This is a genomic window from Devosia algicola, from assembly GCF_028816455.1.
Taxonomy (GTDB): Bacteria; Pseudomonadota; Alphaproteobacteria; order Rhizobiales; family Devosiaceae; genus Devosia; species Devosia algicola.
The window spans coordinates 1,266,811-1,283,255 of record NZ_CP118246.1; the positions used below are offsets into that span (position 1 = coordinate 1,266,811).

General features: G+C 57.3%; 19 protein-coding genes and 1 pseudogene. 14 read left to right on the forward strand and 6 right to left on the reverse strand.

Annotation, left to right across the window (positions count from 1 at the left end):
• Positions 1–49: 49 nt before the first annotated feature.
• The 4 genes from PSQ19_RS06775 to PSQ19_RS06790 all read right to left on the reverse strand — a co-directional run bounded on the left by PSQ19_RS06775 (position 50) and on the right by PSQ19_RS06790 (position 3,255).
• Positions 50–1,123, reverse strand: coding sequence for a MotE family protein (locus PSQ19_RS06775; protein WP_282220136.1), 1,074 nt, complete (start codon positions 1,121–1,123; stop codon positions 50–52).
• A complete protein-coding gene (locus tag PSQ19_RS06780; protein ID WP_282220137.1) occupies positions 1,120–1,590 on the reverse strand; it encodes a DUF6468 domain-containing protein in 471 nt (156 codons plus the stop codon). The genes PSQ19_RS06775 and PSQ19_RS06780 overlap by 4 nt, the downstream gene beginning before the upstream one ends.
• Positions 1,587–2,693 (reverse strand): flagellar motor switch protein FliM, encoded by a 1,107-nt coding sequence (gene fliM / locus PSQ19_RS06785; protein WP_282220138.1) that lies wholly within the window; start codon positions 2,691–2,693, stop codon positions 1,587–1,589. Before fliM ends, PSQ19_RS06780 begins: the two co-directional genes overlap by 4 nt.
• 76 nt (positions 2,694–2,769) lie before the next feature.
• Complete coding sequence (locus tag PSQ19_RS06790) at positions 2,770–3,255, reverse strand: flagellar basal body-associated FliL family protein (protein ID WP_282220139.1); 486 nt, start codon at positions 3,253–3,255, stop codon at positions 2,770–2,772.
• A 290-nt stretch (positions 3,256–3,545) separates the two neighbouring features.
• On the opposite strand from PSQ19_RS06790, the gene flgF reads away from it, so the two are divergent.
• From flgF to PSQ19_RS06825, 7 genes are all read left to right on the forward strand, one after another.
• Positions 3,546–4,283, forward strand: coding sequence for a flagellar basal-body rod protein FlgF (gene flgF / locus PSQ19_RS06795; protein ID WP_282220635.1), 738 nt, complete (start codon positions 3,546–3,548; stop codon positions 4,281–4,283).
• Positions 4,284–4,298: 15 nt separating this feature from the next.
• Positions 4,299–5,084 (forward strand): flagellar basal-body rod protein FlgG, encoded by a 786-nt coding sequence (gene flgG, locus PSQ19_RS06800; protein ID WP_282220140.1) that lies wholly within the window; start codon positions 4,299–4,301, stop codon positions 5,082–5,084.
• 14 nt (positions 5,085–5,098) lie between these two features.
• Positions 5,099–6,046, forward strand: a complete 948-nt coding sequence (gene flgA, locus PSQ19_RS06805) for a flagellar basal body P-ring formation chaperone FlgA (RefSeq protein ID WP_282220141.1) — start codon at positions 5,099–5,101, stop codon at positions 6,044–6,046.
• A 21-nt stretch (positions 6,047–6,067) separates the two neighbouring features.
• Positions 6,068–6,802: a flagellar basal body L-ring protein FlgH gene (gene flgH, locus PSQ19_RS06810; RefSeq protein WP_282220142.1), complete on the forward strand. Its 735-nt coding sequence runs from the start codon at positions 6,068–6,070 to the stop codon at positions 6,800–6,802.
• A gap of 205 nt (positions 6,803–7,007) precedes the next feature.
• A complete protein-coding gene (locus PSQ19_RS06815; RefSeq protein WP_282220143.1) occupies positions 7,008–7,166 on the forward strand; it encodes a hypothetical protein in 159 nt (52 codons plus the stop codon).
• A gap of 107 nt (positions 7,167–7,273) precedes the next feature.
• Complete coding sequence (locus PSQ19_RS06820; protein WP_282220144.1) at positions 7,274–8,764, forward strand: carboxypeptidase M32; 1,491 nt, start codon at positions 7,274–7,276, stop codon at positions 8,762–8,764.
• A 145-nt stretch (positions 8,765–8,909) separates the two neighbouring features.
• Positions 8,910–10,490 carry an ABC-F family ATP-binding cassette domain-containing protein gene (locus tag PSQ19_RS06825; RefSeq protein ID WP_282220145.1) on the forward strand — a complete coding sequence of 527 codons (1,581 nt, stop codon included), beginning with the start codon at positions 8,910–8,912 and terminating at the stop codon, positions 10,488–10,490.
• A gap of 75 nt (positions 10,491–10,565) precedes the next feature.
• Here PSQ19_RS06825 and dksA read toward each other — a convergent pair whose 3' ends face one another.
• Positions 10,566–10,985, reverse strand: a complete 420-nt coding sequence (gene dksA, locus PSQ19_RS06830) for an RNA polymerase-binding protein DksA (RefSeq protein WP_282220146.1) — start codon at positions 10,983–10,985, stop codon at positions 10,566–10,568.
• 158 nt (positions 10,986–11,143) lie between these two features.
• Entirely contained in the window at positions 11,144–11,608 is a 465-nt protein-coding gene (locus PSQ19_RS06835; RefSeq protein ID WP_282220147.1) for a flagellar assembly protein FliX, read from the reverse strand.
• A 211-nt stretch (positions 11,609–11,819) separates the two neighbouring features.
• Here PSQ19_RS06835 and PSQ19_RS06840 point away from each other — a divergent pair, with 211 nt between their 5' ends.
• The 7 genes and pseudogenes from PSQ19_RS06840 to PSQ19_RS19765 all read left to right on the forward strand — a co-directional run.
• Complete coding sequence (locus tag PSQ19_RS06840) at positions 11,820–12,944, forward strand: flagellar basal body P-ring protein FlgI (protein WP_282220148.1); 1,125 nt, start codon at positions 11,820–11,822, stop codon at positions 12,942–12,944.
• Positions 12,944–13,273: a rod-binding protein gene (locus tag PSQ19_RS06845; RefSeq protein WP_282220149.1), complete on the forward strand. Its 330-nt coding sequence runs from the start codon at positions 12,944–12,946 to the stop codon at positions 13,271–13,273. The genes PSQ19_RS06840 and PSQ19_RS06845 overlap by 1 nt, the downstream gene beginning before the upstream one ends.
• The gene (locus tag PSQ19_RS06850; RefSeq protein ID WP_282220150.1) at positions 13,270–13,737 is read left to right on the forward strand and encodes a hypothetical protein; all 468 of its coding nucleotides are present in this window, start codon (positions 13,270–13,272) and stop codon (positions 13,735–13,737) included. The genes PSQ19_RS06845 and PSQ19_RS06850 overlap by 4 nt, the downstream gene beginning before the upstream one ends.
• Before the next feature lie 101 nt (positions 13,738–13,838).
• Positions 13,839–14,162 carry a hypothetical protein gene (locus PSQ19_RS06855; protein WP_282220151.1) on the forward strand — a complete coding sequence of 108 codons (324 nt, stop codon included), beginning with the start codon at positions 13,839–13,841 and terminating at the stop codon, positions 14,160–14,162.
• Between the two features lie 170 nt (positions 14,163–14,332).
• Positions 14,333–15,796: a flagellin N-terminal helical domain-containing protein gene (locus PSQ19_RS06860; RefSeq protein ID WP_282220152.1), complete on the forward strand. Its 1,464-nt coding sequence runs from the start codon at positions 14,333–14,335 to the stop codon at positions 15,794–15,796.
• A 111-nt stretch (positions 15,797–15,907) separates the two neighbouring features.
• Complete coding sequence (gene flbT, locus PSQ19_RS06865; RefSeq protein WP_282220153.1) at positions 15,908–16,330, forward strand: flagellar biosynthesis repressor FlbT; 423 nt, start codon at positions 15,908–15,910, stop codon at positions 16,328–16,330.
• Positions 16,284–16,412, forward strand: a pseudogene (locus PSQ19_RS19765) (hypothetical protein); the annotation flags it as partial. The gene flbT and the pseudogene PSQ19_RS19765, both read left to right, overlap by 47 nt.
• Between the last annotated feature and the right edge of the window lie 33 nt (positions 16,413–16,445).

The window sequence follows — 16,445 nt, forward strand, 5'->3', positions numbered from 1 at the left end:
CGCCGCCTTACCCAGCGGCGCGCCAGGGCACCCCTCTCCAGCCGGATGGCTATTGCCCTACAATCTGGGGCAGCGCCGACAGGTCGGCCTTGTCCATAATGTCGTTTGGCGCGTCGGCGCTTGCCGCCATCCGCACTGTAAGTTCCTGCGCCCGCGTTGAACTCATTGCCGCCAGAACCGGCGCCATCTTGCGAGGGTTCATGGTCTTGGCGACGCGCAACAGCACATCCATGTCGAGATTGTCGAAAATCGCGGCGGCATCCTTGGGCTTCATGCTCTCATACATGGTGATAATGCCCGCAAACTGTCCGGTCTCCATTTCCTTGCGCTGATCAACCAGTTTGGATATCTGCTCTTCCAGCGCCTTCAACGTTGCTGCCCGCTCGTCGATTTTCTTTTCGGCAGCGTCCACCAGCGACTGCCGCATGTCCAACTCGGCCGCATATTTGTCCAGATCGATGCGTCGCTCGCCCAACCGTTCCAGCAGGGCACGCTCGGTCAAAGACCCACCATTGGCGTCTGTAAGCGGGATCAATGTGCCATCTGGCCCATATTTCATCGGAATGGCTTCGGCATAAGGATCACAGTCCCCACTCACCATGCCCTCGGCAAAACCGGCGGACTCCCCACCCGTCCCCGCGTGGCCGCCCGCACCCTCGGCCGCGGCGCCATTCCCGTTCGCGCCCGCTTCGCCAGTGGAGCCATCAGCAGCGCAACTAACCGCCGCGTTCGCAACCGGTGTTGGCTCACCGTCTGTCGGCGGCGATTCATGCCCACTCGAATTGTCACTTTCCGCTGCCGTCGCCGAGTGGCCGTCACTTGTTGCCGGCGCGTCCGCGCTTGCCTGCAAGTGCTCCCCGTCGGTCACCTTTTTGCCGACGATCTGCGCCAGCGTTGGCGACATGTCGGTCATGATCGGACTATCGTCCTGCAGCGTTGGTTCGCCCGGCAGCTCGATCGCTGCATCGCCGCCTGTCTCGGAAGCACCGCCGCCATGCTCCTCGGCGCGGGCGGTGGCCACACCAAGCACATAGCTGCCTGTCGTCACCAGGCTCACGGTCTTGAACACCAGTAAAGCCGTGATGGCGCAAATAACGACCGGCAGCAGGCGGACCGATTTCATGCCGCGGCTCCGCGCGTCCGTGCTCGTGTCGCCAACTGCTCCAGCGCCGAGTGCAGCTTGTTGGGTGCCGGCCGTGCGTCCTCGACCGGCATTGTGGTCGGCACGGGTTTGGCGGCATCCAATGATGGGCTTTTTCTGGCGACACTGGTTATCTTGGCGATGCGTTCCATCACGTCCGCGCCCGCGCTCACATGGTTCGCCAGTTCAATTCCGAAACGTTCAGCTTCTTCCAATCGCGCACCAAGCACCAAATCTGCCTCGACCGCAGTGGATTTAAGCTCCTTGATCGCCTGATTGGCCAGGTTTGTTGCGCCAACCAGATCATTGACCATCTGTTGCAACACCTCGCGGTCTGCATGCAGTCGCTTGAGACGCCCATTTAGTACGGTGCAATAACCTATTGTCATAACAAGAAGAACGGCAACCGACCCTTCAACGATAAGGCCCAAAGGCAATCCAAACATCATCGTCCTTCCATAGATTGGTCCAGCGCCTCAAAGCCCGCCATCGTGACCTTTGGCGGATTGAGTGGGCTCGTCACCCGGACCGAAACATTATTGCCGATATGACCCATGATCGCCTCAGCAAGATCAACATCGCCGCACCGCAGCTGGATGGGCTCGCTCGGCGTGCGGTCAAATAGCACCGTATCGCCAGGTGTCAGCCCCAGCACCCGCGACAATGGCAGTTCCTGCTCATGCAGGATGGCTGATAGCTCAACATCAGCGGCGTAAATTTCCGTCGCCAAATGCCCTTCCCATATCGGGTCGCGGCCAAACTTCTCGCCCATGAACATTTGCAACAGCTGCACACGGATCGGCTCGATCGTCGCATAGGGCAACAGGATTTCGATCTTGCCGCCGCGATCATCCATCTCGATCCGCATCTCAATAAGGATCGCTGCGTTGGCGGGTCGGGAAATCGCTGCAAACCGCGGATTGGTTTCCATGCGCTCAAGTTTGAAATTCACCTGGGTCACAGGCTCGAAGGCGCGATGTGTGTCTTCAAGAATAACCTCGATCATTCGGCGGGCCAGTGCCATCTCAATGGTGGTGTATGGGCGCCCCTCGACACGAACATTGCCCGAGACCCGCCGTCCGCCCAGCAATACATCGATCATCGAATAGATCAGGCTGGAATCAACGGTCAGCAACCCGTAATTTTCCCACTCTTCGGCTTTGATCACCGATAGAATTGCCGGCAAAGGAATGGAATTCAGATAGTCACCAAAACGCACCGACGAAATAGAATCCAGAGTAACTTCGACATTGTCCGAGGTAAAATTTCGCAACGAGGTCGTCGCCAGTCGCACCAACCTGTCGAAGACGATTTCGAGCATTGGCAGGCGCTCGTAACTAACCAGCGCGGAATTGATCAGCGCCTGTACACCGGTCAATTCAACACTACCACTGGCGTTGGGGTCGAACCCTAGCAGGCTATCAATTTCATCCTGATTGAGAACGCGATCGGCCTCACCCGGCCCAATCGCAGCCGCCGGATCGGCTTCCAGCATCGCGGCCCATTCCGCTGCCGCATCCGGAGACCCGTCGTTTGAGTCTGGCGCTAACATCGTTTTTACTAGATGCGGCGCCGCCACCGGCGTCCCAGTTTTCGGCCAGCTTGTCCTGATCAGTGGGTTGCGCCATCTATTGTACCAATATCTCTTTGAACAGGATGCTCTCGACATTGGAGGGATAGATCGCGACATTCACCCGGCGCAGCAGTTCCTCCTTAAGCCGGTAAATGCCCGCCGATCCCTCAAGGTCGCTCTTTCGCAACTCACGCAGATAGACCTGAAATGCATCAACGACCTTGGCCATGCGCGGTTGTATTTCGGTCATCACCTCTTCGTTGGCCACTTCAAGTGCCACCGTCAGTTTCAAAAATGCCTCGTCCCCGCCTGCGGTATTAAGATTGACCGTCATGGGGGGCAGATTGAAAATAAAGCTCTGATGCGCCGCGATGACCTTGGCTTCATCGGGCGCGGGTGCGCTATTGCCTGACAGCACAACAAATAGTCCCGCCCCCGCAACCATGATTACGACGGCGGCCGCCCCAATAATGATGAACAGCTTCTTCTTGCTCTTGGGGGCCTCGGCCGCACCTTCATCAATTTCCGCATCGGCAGCCATTGCGACAATTCCCGCGCCTGAGAGTAAATCCGGGCGATTCCGGTTCCCCACCAGCTAATAGGCGCGTGGTTAACGAAGTCTTACGATCCGGCTCGAAGCGGCAGATTTTGCCGGGCAGTTTTTGCCTTCTGGTACCGTTAGGCGCGAACACCCCCAACGCAGAATAAACATTATCTATTTGGTTTTATTAAATTTTCTACTTTGGCATGGTTTCTGCAATGTAAACGACGAAACGTTCGGCCTGGGGAGGCAGTGCGTTTCAGGATTTAAGATTTCGGGGAACTCGCATGATTGAAAATGCGCAACTGATCAGCCTGTCACGGCAGATGGCACTTCAGCGGCAGATGGACGTGGTGGCCAACAACATGGCCAACGTCAACACAACCGGCTTCAAGGCCGAAAAGCTTCTGTTCGAACAATATGTCATGCCTGTCGCCCGTGACCGCGACTTCCCGGGTCAGGATCAACCGCTCTCCTATGTGCAGGATTGGGCGACGCTGCATGACTTGCGTGGTGGCGCTATCACCCAGACAGGAAATCCACTCGATGCGGCGCTGAACGGAGATGGCTTTTTCGCCGTCCAAACAGCCGCCGGTGAGCGTTGGACCAAATCCGGCTCATTCCAGATCGACAATTCCGGCACGCTTGTTGATCTTAGCGGCAATCCCGTGCTCGGCGAGGGTGGTCCTATTCAGTTCAGTCCCGATGAAGGCGATATCAGCATCGGCGCTAACGGCGCCATTTCGACCAGCGCCGGGATCAAGGGCAAGCTGAAGATCGTTGAATTCGCCAACGCCCAGGCACTGACCCGCGAAGGCAGCAACCTCTATGCCGGTGGCACACCCCAGCCCAACGCCAAAACGACGGTCACCCAGGGTGCAATCGAGCGCTCTAACGTAACCGGCGTCAGTGAAATGGCCGACATGATCCGTGTGACCCGATCCTATGAATCGATCGCGCAGATCATGCAACGGCAGGACGAAATGCGCCAATCCGCCATCCAGCGCCTCGGCGCCGCGTCCGTCTAGTAAGGAGCCAGCCCGATGAAAGCACTCTATATCGCATCGACCGGCATGAGCGCCCAGGAACGCAATGTTGAAGTGATATCCAACAATATCGCCAACATGCGCACCACTGGTTACAAGCGCCAGCGGGCCGAATTCCAGGATCTGCTCTATCAGCAGTACCGCCGCGCCGGATCCCAGACATCTGATCAGGGCACTGTTTTGCCAGCTGGCCTTGAGGTTGGCTCGGGTGTGCGCACCGTCGCGACACCCCGCGTCATGAGCCAGGGCAGCGTCAATCCGACTGAAGCCGAACTCGATCTGGCCATCCGCGGTGACGGATTTTTCATGATCGACATGCCCGATGGACGCACCGCCTACACTCGCGATGGTTCCTTCAAGCGCGATGGCAACGGCCAGATCACCAACGCCAACGGCTATGCCATCCAGCCCGGCATCGTCGTACCCGATAGCGCCAAGTCCCTGTCCATCTCGGCCAACGGCACTGTAGAAGCCTATCTCAACAATGACTCAACGCCGACGCAGTTGGGGCAGTTTCAACTCGCGAACTTCGTCAACAAATCTGGCCTTGAATCTATCGGCGACAATTTGTTCGTTGAAACCGCGGCCAGCGGCCCCGCCCAAATCGGGGTACCGAACTCCAACAATAATGGCGACCTGCTCCAGGGATATCTCGAAATGAGCAACGTCAATTCCGTCACTGAAATCGCTGACCTGATTGCGGCTCAACGCGCTTACGAGATGAACGCCCGTGTCATTTCCGGCGCCGATGAGATGATGCAGTCAACCAGCCAGATGCGCTGATAGGAGCCATGGCCATGATCATTCGCACAGCACTTGCCGCACTCGTTCTTGCCGCTTCGATGAGCGTGACGACGCTAGCGGCGCCCGTTCTCAAACCCGAAGTCAACGTTGTCTCCCAGGTAGTTACCGTGGGCGACATGTTCGACGATGCTGGCGTCATGGCCGAAGCACCTCTGTTCCGCGCTCCCAAACCTGGCACCGCAGGCATGGTGCCGCTTGACGCGATAAAAACCGCGGCGGCGCGCATTGGTCTCAAGACGTTTGACGCTGCCGGAGTGGTCAATGTCCGCGTCATGCGCAAGTCCACCGTTGTCGACGAGCAATCACTGACCAAACTGATCGCGACCAATTTGACATCGAAGGGTATCTTAACCACCGGCATGACCGCGCAGACAATGTTTTCCAACGCCATCACCCCGATCAATGCGGAAGCCGTTGATGCCCCCGCGACCCTTGTGAATTTGCGCTACTTGCCGGAAACCGGTGCTTTTACCGCCCGTTTCATGATCTCGGGCATCGCCACGCCGCTCGACCTCGCCGGAACGATCGACCTGATGATTCCCGCGCCTCATCTGGCCGCCAACCTGCCCGCTGGCACCATCCTGTCACAGCAGGACATCATCATGCGCCCGGTGCCGCTGAAATATGCCGAATCCACGGGCTTCGCGTCACTTGACCAACTCGTTGGAAAACAACTGCAGCGACAAAGCCGTGAGGGCATGTTGCTAAAACCCGCCGACGTCGCCACCGCCCAACTGATCGCCCGCAACCAGTTCGTCACAATCTATTTTCACAAGGGCCCGATGACACTGACCGTCAAGGGGCAGGCACTGGCCAGTGCGGCACCCGGCGAAGCCGTCCAGGTCTTGAACTTAATGTCCAACCGGGTGGTATCGGCCACCGCCACGGCGCCCGGTGCCGTCGAAATCGCCAGCGCGCCAACAAATCTGGCACAGCTCTAAGCCGTTATCAGGAGAACAATCATGAACGCCTTGAAACTCGCAACACTCCTGACATTGACCGGCCTGCTCGGCGCTTGCAATACCATGGACCGCCTCGCAAATGTCGGTCAGGCCCCTGCTCTGTCGGCGATTTCCGACCCCACCACGGTCGCCGGTTATCAGCCAGTACGGATGCCGATGCCGGAAGCGATAAAGGACACCTACCAGCCCAATTCGCTCTACCGCATGTCCGCAAAAGGCTTTTTCAAGGACGAACGTGCTCACCGCATCGGTGACATTCTCACCGTCATGGTCACCATCGATGATAGTGCCAAGATCAACAATTCGACGCAGCGCGCCCGCACCTCGACCAACTCGGCGGGCATGGGCGGTATCTTCGGCGCGGTCGTTGGCAATGTCGCACCCAGCATCGATCCGTCGGCCGCCATCGATCTTAATTCTGGCACCAAGGATAGTGGCAATGGTTCGGTCAATCGGGCGGAAAGTCTGACAACATCCGTCGCCGCTGTGGTCACACAGGTGCTGCCCAACGGCAACCTGGTCATCGAAGGTCATCAGGAAGTACGGGTCAATTTCGAGGTTCGTGATCTCGTAGTTGCCGGTATCGTGCGCCCATCCGACATCCAGGCCAATAATACCATCCCATCCTCCAAAATTGCCGAGGCACGCATTGCCTACGGCGGTCGCGGCCAGATCACCGATGTCCAGCAGCCGCGATACGGTCAGCAGGTACTCGACGCGATCCTGCCATTCTGATCCTTCGAACTTCCCTGCTGCACATTCCCCCAATGGTGCATCAGGGCTCGCGGCAGGCTCCAGAAGGAAATTGCCACAGGCGCCTCCAGAATAGAGCCGCTATCAGAGGCGCAGTCCCCCGGCTGCGCCTCGTCGTTATTTTCATGCCCCTTTACAAATTGGCGCGTGTTCCTAAGTCTGGCGCTGACCTGAAAGGAGAACCAGAATGACCAAATCCCTGACCTTCGGCATCACACTCGGTGTCGTGCTCGGCGTCGCGATCGGGTCCCTGATGGGCAATATCGGCGCGGGAATCGGCATCGGCATTGCCCTTGGCCTGGCCTGGCACGTGAGTGCGACAAACCGTGGCGATAAATCGGAATAGCAATCCCGGGGCGCCCTGCGCCGGCCAGTCGGGGAAAATCTCGGCACTGGCCTTTCATCTGGCGCTGACCTGTGGAACATCTCCGCCACTGATATTCGGAGCTAGCTATGTCATTCGCCAAACTTGACGCCCTCGGTCACCGCCTCGAAGCGCTGGAACATGCCTTGTCCATACTGGGTGCCGACGAAGCAACGCACATGGCCGTTGGTGGCGGCGAAAAGCGCGCCGAAGCGATGGCCAACCTGGCTGGCATGTACCACGCCCAATCCACCGCTCCCGAAATCGCCGACTGGCTTGATGCGGCCACGGCTGACTCCAGCGACCAGCAATTGGCACTGGAGGAATTCCGCCGCACCTATATCAGCGCCACCTGTCTGCCCACCGAGTTCGTCGAGCGCAAGACCGCGGCGACGATGCGGTCCGAGCAACTTTGGCGCGAATTACGTGCTACCGGCGACTGGACCAGCTTCCTGCCCGCTTTGGAAGGCGTCGTTACCCTCGTGCGCGAGGAAGCCCAAATGCGCGCCGAAGCACTCAATTTGGCGCCCTATGACGCCTTGATGGAGCAATTCGACCCCGGCAATCGCATTGCCCAGATCGACCCGGTTTTTGCCGATCTGAAGAGTTTTCTCAAATCGTTTGTTCCCGAGGCACTGGCGGCGCAGGACGAACGCCTCACCAAACGGCCGCTCAAACCGCTGCACGGTCCGTTCCCCATCGAACATCAGCGTGACCTGGGCCTCGCCGCCATGCGCGCGGTCGGCTTCGACTTCACCCATGGGAGTCTCGCGGTTTCCCATCACCCCTTCTGTGGCGGCGTCCCCAGCGATGTCCGCATGACCACGCGCTATCGCACCGATGAATTCCTGTCCTCGCTCATGGGCGTCCTGCACGAAACCGGTCATGCACTTTACGAACAGGGCCTGCCAAAAGCATGGTCGCACTGGCCGCTGGGTAAGGCGCGTGGCATGGGCATTCACGAAAGCCAATCGCTGTTTGTCGAAATGCAATTGGCACGCAGCCCGCAGTTCTGGGAGTTTACTCTCCCATTGGTCCGCCAACATATGGGCGACGATGCTGTTGCCGGTTGGGAAATTGCCGATATTCTGGCGCACGTGAATTTTGTCGAACGCGGTTATATCCGGGTTGATGCCGACGAAGTTACCTACCCGCTTCATGTCATCCTGCGCTACGAACTTGAGCAGGATCTTGTAAACGGCAAGCTCGAGGCCAGCCAGATACCGGAGGCCTGGGACGCAAAAATGATCGAATATCTGGGTATTTCAACTATTGCCGATCCCAAGGATGGTCCAATGCAGGACGTGCATTGGCCCAGCGGCGCCTTCGGCTATTTTCCCAGCTATACTCTCGGCGCCATGATCGCCGCGCAGCAATGGACGGCGTTGGAAAAGGCCCAGCCAACGATCGGGACGGCAATTGCGAAGGGCGATTTCACGGCAATCAATCAATGGCGCGCCGACAATATCTGGTCGCAGGCATCGCGCTATTCGACGCCCGACCTGATCACGCGCGCCACCGGCGAACCGTTAAACGCAGTCCACTTCAAGGCACATTTGAAAAAACGCTATTTGCCCTGATTGGTTAGGCCGAGGTCAAAGACCGACTTGACTTGACCACATCGCTGCGTAAATTCCCCAGCAGTTGCAGCACTGACCGGACGGTACCAGATGGATTTCACGATGAACGACTGCCTCACCCGCATCGCCCATCCGGAATCCATTCATGCCCGCCTCAATTACACTCAACGACCTTTCCTACGCCACGCCCGGTAATCACGAGCTCTTCAACAAGCTCAACCTGACCTTCAATCGCCAGAAAACCGGTCTGATTGGCCGCAATGGCGTTGGCAAGTCCACCCTGTTCAAACTGATCATGGGGGAACTCGCCCCGAATTCGGGGTCGGTCAGCGTAGCCGGAACGGCAGGCATTTTGCGCCAATCAACTCAGCTGGATGCTGCCACCGTGGCCGATCAACTTGGCATCGCGTCTGATCTCGCTCGACTTTTCCGTCTCGAAGCCGGCGCCGGCACCCTCGAAGATGCCGCACACGCCGATTGGACCCTGCCCGACCGGATGGCAAGTGCGATCAGACAAATGGGCCTGCCCGACATGACGCCGAACCGTCCTATTGCCAATCTAAGCGGCGGACAACGCACGCGCCTTGCCCTGGCAGCACTCGTTTTGGCTCAACCTGATTTCGTCCTTCTGGATGAACCGACCAATAATATGGACGCCGATGGTCGCGATATCGTCACCCGCTTTCTCATGGATTGGCGTGGCGGGGCCATCGTAATCAGTCACGATCGGGCGCTGTTGGGACTTATGGATGCAATTGTCGAACTCACATCGATTGGCTGCAGCAGTTATGGCGGCAACTGGGATCAATATGCAGCACAAAAGGCCTTAGAACTGGCGGCGCACCAGCATGATCTGGACACAGCGGAACGGCAGTTGAGCGCAATTGATCGCAAGCGACAAGTTCAAGCCGAGCGCCAGGACCGGAAAAATAGAGAAGGCGCCAAGCGCGCCAAACGCGGCGGTGCACCCAAAATATTGCTGGGCGGGCTAAAGGAGCGTGCCGAAAATACCAGCGCCGATCATGCGCGACTGGCCGACAAGCAGCGAGGGGCGGCCATCGACGACCTGCAGGCCGCCCGCGATCAAATTGAAGTATTAACGCCGCTGACGGTGTCCCTAAACACTACCGCCCTGCCCTTGGGAAGAACCGTTGTGACTTGCACCAGACTGACCGGTGGCACGGCACCTGACGTACCCTTGATACATGATCTGTCATTTTCCATGACCGGTCCGGAGCGTGTCGGTATCACCGGGCCCAATGGGGTCGGAAAATCCACACTATTGCGCTTGCTGACCGGCGAGTTGCGGCCACAATCGGGATCAGCCCGGATACATTGCACCTACGCGCTTCTCGATCAAACCGCCAGTTTGCTGGACCCTGATCTATCAATTCGCGACAATTTTCGCGCTCTTAATCCCGACGGCGACGAAAATGTCTGCCGCGCTGCACTGGCTCGCTTCATGTTTCGCGCTGGCGCGGCATTGCAAACGGTAAAAACGCTAAGTGGCGGCGAACTTCTGCGCGCCGCCCTGGCCGCCACCATCGGTGGCACCCGCCCGCCTGAACTTCTTATTCTGGACGAACCCACAAATCATCTCGATATTTATGCAATTCAAGCTGTTGAAGCCGGGCTCAGCGCTTATGACGGGGCGATATTGGTCGTCAGCCATGACCCCGCATTTCTGGAAAATATTGGGGTGACCCGCGAGATCACTTTGACCTGATGAACGTGGTCAAAAAGAAGGGGCCGCGCCCGCGCCGCCCCTTACAATTGAGTTTAAGAAACCGCCACAAACGGTCTATTCGTCGCGATAAACCTTCTCGTGGCGCTCATGCATTTCCTGCGCTTCAAGGCTCAGGGTGGCAATTGGCCGCGCGTCCAGCCGGGCCAAGCCAATCGGCTCCCCTGTCTCCTCGCAGTAGCCATAGGTATTGTCGTCGATACGCTTTATCGCAGCGTCGATCTTGGAGATCAGCTTGCGCTGGCGGTCCCGCGTCCGCAATTCCAGCGAACGATCGCTTTCTGAAGATGCTCGATCTGCCATATCAGGATGATTGGTACTCTCTTCCTGCAAACTATCGAGCGTTTCGCGGCTTTCTCGTAGAATATCCTCTTTCCAGCCATTCAGCTTGGCGCGAAAATAGTCGCGCTGGCGAGGATTCATGAACGGCTCATCATCACTGGGCCGATACTCAACTAGATTTTCAACCGAAGACATTAGCAGACTCAACTCCAATGCGCCCCCAATGGCGGCCTGTATAGTCAAGCTGTCCCTTGCGGGCAAGCACGCAAAGCACCTGTCGTTAATAAGTGAAAGGTCTTTTGCACCAATCCCATAGCTCAGGATTGTCTGCATTGTAATGATGTGGCGCGACTTTACCCAGGAAAACGCCCAAATTTGGCCAGTTCGACGCGAACGCGCAACTCAATGTCGTCAAGCAGTTCATCCACCTGTGGGACACTGCGTTCTCGCGCCTCGGCGACCAGCACCATCAGCGCATCCAGCCGCGACTCACTAACGGTGCCGACCAGAAGATCGGCTTTTACGTCCTCGAGCTTGTCCAGAAGCGACTTGCCACGGCGTAAGGCTTTCTTCTTTCGACCCGTCAGCGGATCTTCGACCGCCTGCAGCGCCAGAAGCGCGCCGATATCTGTCGGCGCGGTAACCTGGGCAGCACTCTGGGTAGGCGCGGTAGTCGCCGCGCCCACCGGTTCGAACGCCGCACCACCCGACCGTCCGGATACCTTGCGCCCCGTCACGCCTGTCGTTTGATTTTTGGCGTCAATCCGCACAATGAACCCAATGAGTTGATTTGCCTTATCGGCAAAATCTGCCGCCAACCGTTAACACCAGCTTAACGCACCCGGCAAGAATTGCTCACCTGTCCGAGAACAAGACGACACTGTCGACGGCGATTGATTGATAACTCGTTATTTTTCAAATCATTAGCGCCAATCGTCCAGGCTCGAACGAAGCTGGCACGATATTCGCAATATGGTTCTCGATTGGCTCGCCCATGGGGATGGAAGAGTCAGAACCACGGGGACGACCATGAAATCCACATTGTCGCGCACACTGATAGCCTTCCTGATCGCAGCCACGCTGGCATTGATGAGCGCTCACACTGCAATGGCCGCATCGGCGCGGATCAAAGACATCGTCGACATTGAGGGTGTTCGTGAAAACCAACTGGTCGGCTACGGGCTGGTCGTTGGATTGAACGGCACCGGCGACAGCCTCAACAATTCCCCGTTTACCAAGCAATCCCTGCAATCCATGCTCGAACGACTGGGCGTCAACACTGCCGGACAGAATGTTCGAACTGCCAATGTTGCAGCGGTAATGGTCACTGCCAATTTGCCACCATTCAGCACCCAGGGGTCCCGCATGGACGTCTCGGTTGCCGCGCTGGGCGATTCCAAAAGTTTGCAGGGTGGCACGCTGCTGGTCACGCCCCTGCTCGGTGCCGATGGCGAGGTTTATGCCATCGCTCAGGGATCGGTCCTGATCAATGGTTTTAACGCAACGGGCGATTCCGCCAGCATTATTGCCGGCGTCCCCACGACCGGGCGCATTTCCTCAGGGGCGCTCATAGAGCGCGAAATCGACTTCAAGCTTGGCGCCCAACACACACTGCGATTGGCGTTGCGCAATCCCGACTTGACCACCGCGCGCCGGGTTGCCTTGTCGATCAATGACTTCATTGGCGTCCCAACGGCCGTTCCCGAGGACCCGGCGACGGTGCGGATCACCCTGCCACGCGGCTTTAACGGTAATATTGTCGATCTGCTGACCGATATCGAGCAATTGGTAGTGCAAACCGACCAGACCGCCAAAATCGTCATCGACGAAAATTCCGGCATCATTGTTATGGGCAAGGATGTCAAGGTTTCCAGCGTGGCGGTCGCACAATCCAATCTGACCGTCACAATCGCGGAAAATCCCACTGTCGTGCAGCCAGCCCCGCTGAGCAATGGCGTCACAGCCGTTCAGCCCAGCACACAGCTTAATGTCAACCAGAGCGACACCGCCCTCGCCGTAATTGATGACTCGATCACGCTGCAGGAGCTTGTCGACGGTTTGAACGCGCTGGGCATCACTCCGCGTGATCTGATTGCGATTCTACAGGCGATCAAGGCCAACGGCGCTCTGCAAGCCGAAATAGAGGTGCTGTGATGATCGACAATATCGAACACAACAAAACCCTGTCCACCCCGCAAATTGCCAAGCTGCGAGAACAGGCCGAAGGGCTGGAGGGCGTGTTTCTGAATACGTTGGTCAAGGAAATGTTTTCAAGCATCAAGACCGACAAGAGTTCGTTCGGGGGCGGTTTTGCAGAACAGACCTGGCGCGGCATGCAAGCCGAACAATATTCAACCGCCATGGCCCAGGCCGGTGGCATCGGCCTTGCCGATCAACTCATGCCCAGCCTGATTGCCATGCAGGAGGCCGCGCAAAACCCGATCAACAATTCGACTGTACCGAATGGAGCTTACAGCAAATGAGCGCTGCTGAACGCCTTGCCGCCCTGGACACCATGCCCGCCGCCGAACTATGCACCATGGCCGAAACGGCACTCAATTCACTGATCAATGTCATGAACGAGGAAACCATGCTGCTGCGTGCCGGCCGCTTGCGTCAGGCCTCAACCCTGACGGCCGACAAGGCGCGATTGGCACAGGATTATGTTGTGTTTGCCCGAACGGTTCAGCGACAAAACACGCGGCTGCGCCAGGAAGCGCCATCAAGCGTCGATCGGCTGCGCGTCGGCCATGAACAACTTGCCACCCAGATGGCGGAAAACCTGCGCGTCCTCGCCACGGCCAAAACGGTGACCGAGGACCTGTTGACCGACGTTGCTATCGCTGTAGGACAACAGGATCGAACCAGCGTCTATGGTGCTGCCGGCAGAATTACCACCGATCCAAAAAGTTCTGCACGCGGCATAACCCTAAATCGCGCACTGTAGAACAAACAATTTTATACAATTGCGCACATTTCCGGCAACGCCACTGCTAGCATTTGCGCCCTATTCTGCGAACGGCATTAGTGCCTTCGAGGATAGGAACAATGTTCTCAATAGTTGCCACGGAGCCGATTCAATTACCTGCCCAACCGGGCAGCAACGCCGTGCGCCCCCAAAATAATGAGCGTACAATAACCCCGCAAAGCGTGGCCAGCACGCCAGCTGCGCCTGCCCCCAATGCGGACAGAAAATCCGGCCCACCCACGCCGCCGTCGAGTAACGCCAAGTCCGGCACTATCTTTGCAGCGGCCGTGCTGGCGGGTTCTCTTACTCCAACCCCCAAAACGCTCGATCAACTCTATCTGCGTATTGGCACCAGCGAAATCCCGCCGGAGGCCAGTTCGCGTCTACGCGATCTCTCAGTCTAGCCTGCCACCTGGTCGGGTCTGATTCAGGTAATGTTAACTGCCCCGGCGTATTTCTAATTTAACAAGAAACTGCGGGATGAAATTAATAGTTCTTTAGACCGCAGCGTTTGAATATCCCAGCGTCTCAGGAAGAGGCGTCACAATTACTGATCCTAGAAAAGGAATCAAAAATGGCTGAAATCAATCTTACCCAGTCTGTCCGTTCCAACCTCTCGTCGCTGCAGAACGTTGCTTCGATGATGTCCAAGACCCAGACCCGTCTTTCGACTGGTAACAAGGTCAACTCGGCGCTGGATAATCCAACCAACTTCTTCACTGCCTCCTCGCTGAACAGCCGCGCTGGCGATCTGAACAGCCTCATGGACTCGATGGCCAATGGTATCAAGACCATTGAAGCTGCCGACAACGGCTTGACCTCGATTACCAAGACTTTGGAATCGATGCAGTCGACCTTGACCCAGGCACGTCAGGACAAGAGCTTCCAGACCAAGTCTTTCGACATTGGCACGGTAGATACAAGCGCCATCCAGAACCTGGCAATCAGCGGCGGCGCCGTTACTGGCAGCGTCAATGTAGCGCTGAACACGGCTGATGTGGCAGCGACTGCTGCGACCTTGACAGCCGCCGGCGGTACCGACCTGACTGGCGACGCCGATCTGAGCGCACTCGACGGTCAGTCGGTCACGCTTACTGACGGCACCAATACCGCGACCTACACCTTTACCAACGCCGCCGCCGGCCAAAAAGCAGCACTCGAAGCGGCTTTGAGCGCATCGGGCTTCACGGCAACCGGCGTCGCCGGTGGTTTGAACGTTAGTCGCGCAGACGGCGCTCAGGTTACGCTGACAACTTCCAATGCGGCTACAGCGACTGCCATGGGTATCGCAACCGGTACCACCTCGACCGATGGTGTTGCTGGCGTTACTGGCACGGTCAGCACTGTTGACGAACTGGTCGCCTCCATCAACGCCAACACCGATCTGACCGGCAAAGTCCGGGCATCGAATGACAATGGCAAGCTGCGCATAGAAAACCAGTCGACTCAGGACTTGACCGTTACGGGCCTGACAGACAACAAGATCACCGGTGGCGTCGCGACCAGCGATATTTCCGGTAACACTGTCCGGGCCGATCTGGCCAAGCAGTTCAATGAATTGCGCGACCAATTGGACAAGCTTGCCGATGACGCATCGTTCAACGGTATCAACCTGCTTCGTGGTGACAATCTCAAGATCACCTTTAACGAAACCGGCTCCTCCTCGATCGACATTCACAGCAAGGGTAATGCTGCTGTAAATGCTACTAACCTGATGCTGCCAACGACGCTTGTGTCAAAAGATCTCGACGGCGACACCGGCATTGATGGCTACCTGACCCAGGTTAAGTCGGCGATGAACACCGTTCGTTCACAGGCCTCAGCCTTTGGTTCGAACCTCTCGATCGTTCAGAACCGTCAGGACTTCACCAAGTCGATGATCGACACGCTTGAAACCGGCGCTGGCAACCTGACCCTGGCTGACATGAACCAGGAAGCTGCCAACATGCTGGCTCTGCAGACCCGCCAGTCTCTGGCCCAGTCGACCCTGTCGATGGCCAACCAGGCCGATCAGGGCGTCCTGCAGCTGCTGCGTTAATCGCCGCACAGACCGATTTGGAAAGGCGGGCCACAAGCCCGCCTTTTCTTTTTGCTCTAAATCAGGTCAGCATAGGGACCCTCCCCTTCCAATCAGGGATCGAGAACCGAAATGGCGCTTAAAGTCGAACTCAAACCCGGCGAGAAATTGCTGGTGGGCAATTGCATCATCACCAATGCGGACCAGCGTACGCGCCTCTTCATTGAGGGGAAGGCACCGATACTGCGCGAAAAAGACATACTGACCTCAACCACCGCCGATACACCCGCCAAGCGCGTTTATCTTGCGGTACAGCTCATGTATATCGACAACGATTCAAAAAAACTGCGCGAGCAATATTTCGAGTTGATCAACGAAATCGTACGCGCCGCCCCCTCAAGTCTGGCAATTGTCGATGCGGTAAATAACGACATCTTAACTGGCGACCTGTACAAAGCTCTGAAGTCAGCAAAAAAGCTCATTCAGTTCGAACAGGATCTAATCGAAAATGCAGCACGGGGCACTAGCGTACCAGCAGACAACCAAGACCGTTGAAACACCGCGCGAGCGTGAAGCGGCGTTACTTGTCAAAGCCGCGGCTGGCATCCAGCGCACCCACGATTCCTGGCCGGTTGACTTTTCAGAACTGGTTGACGCCCTGACCTACAAT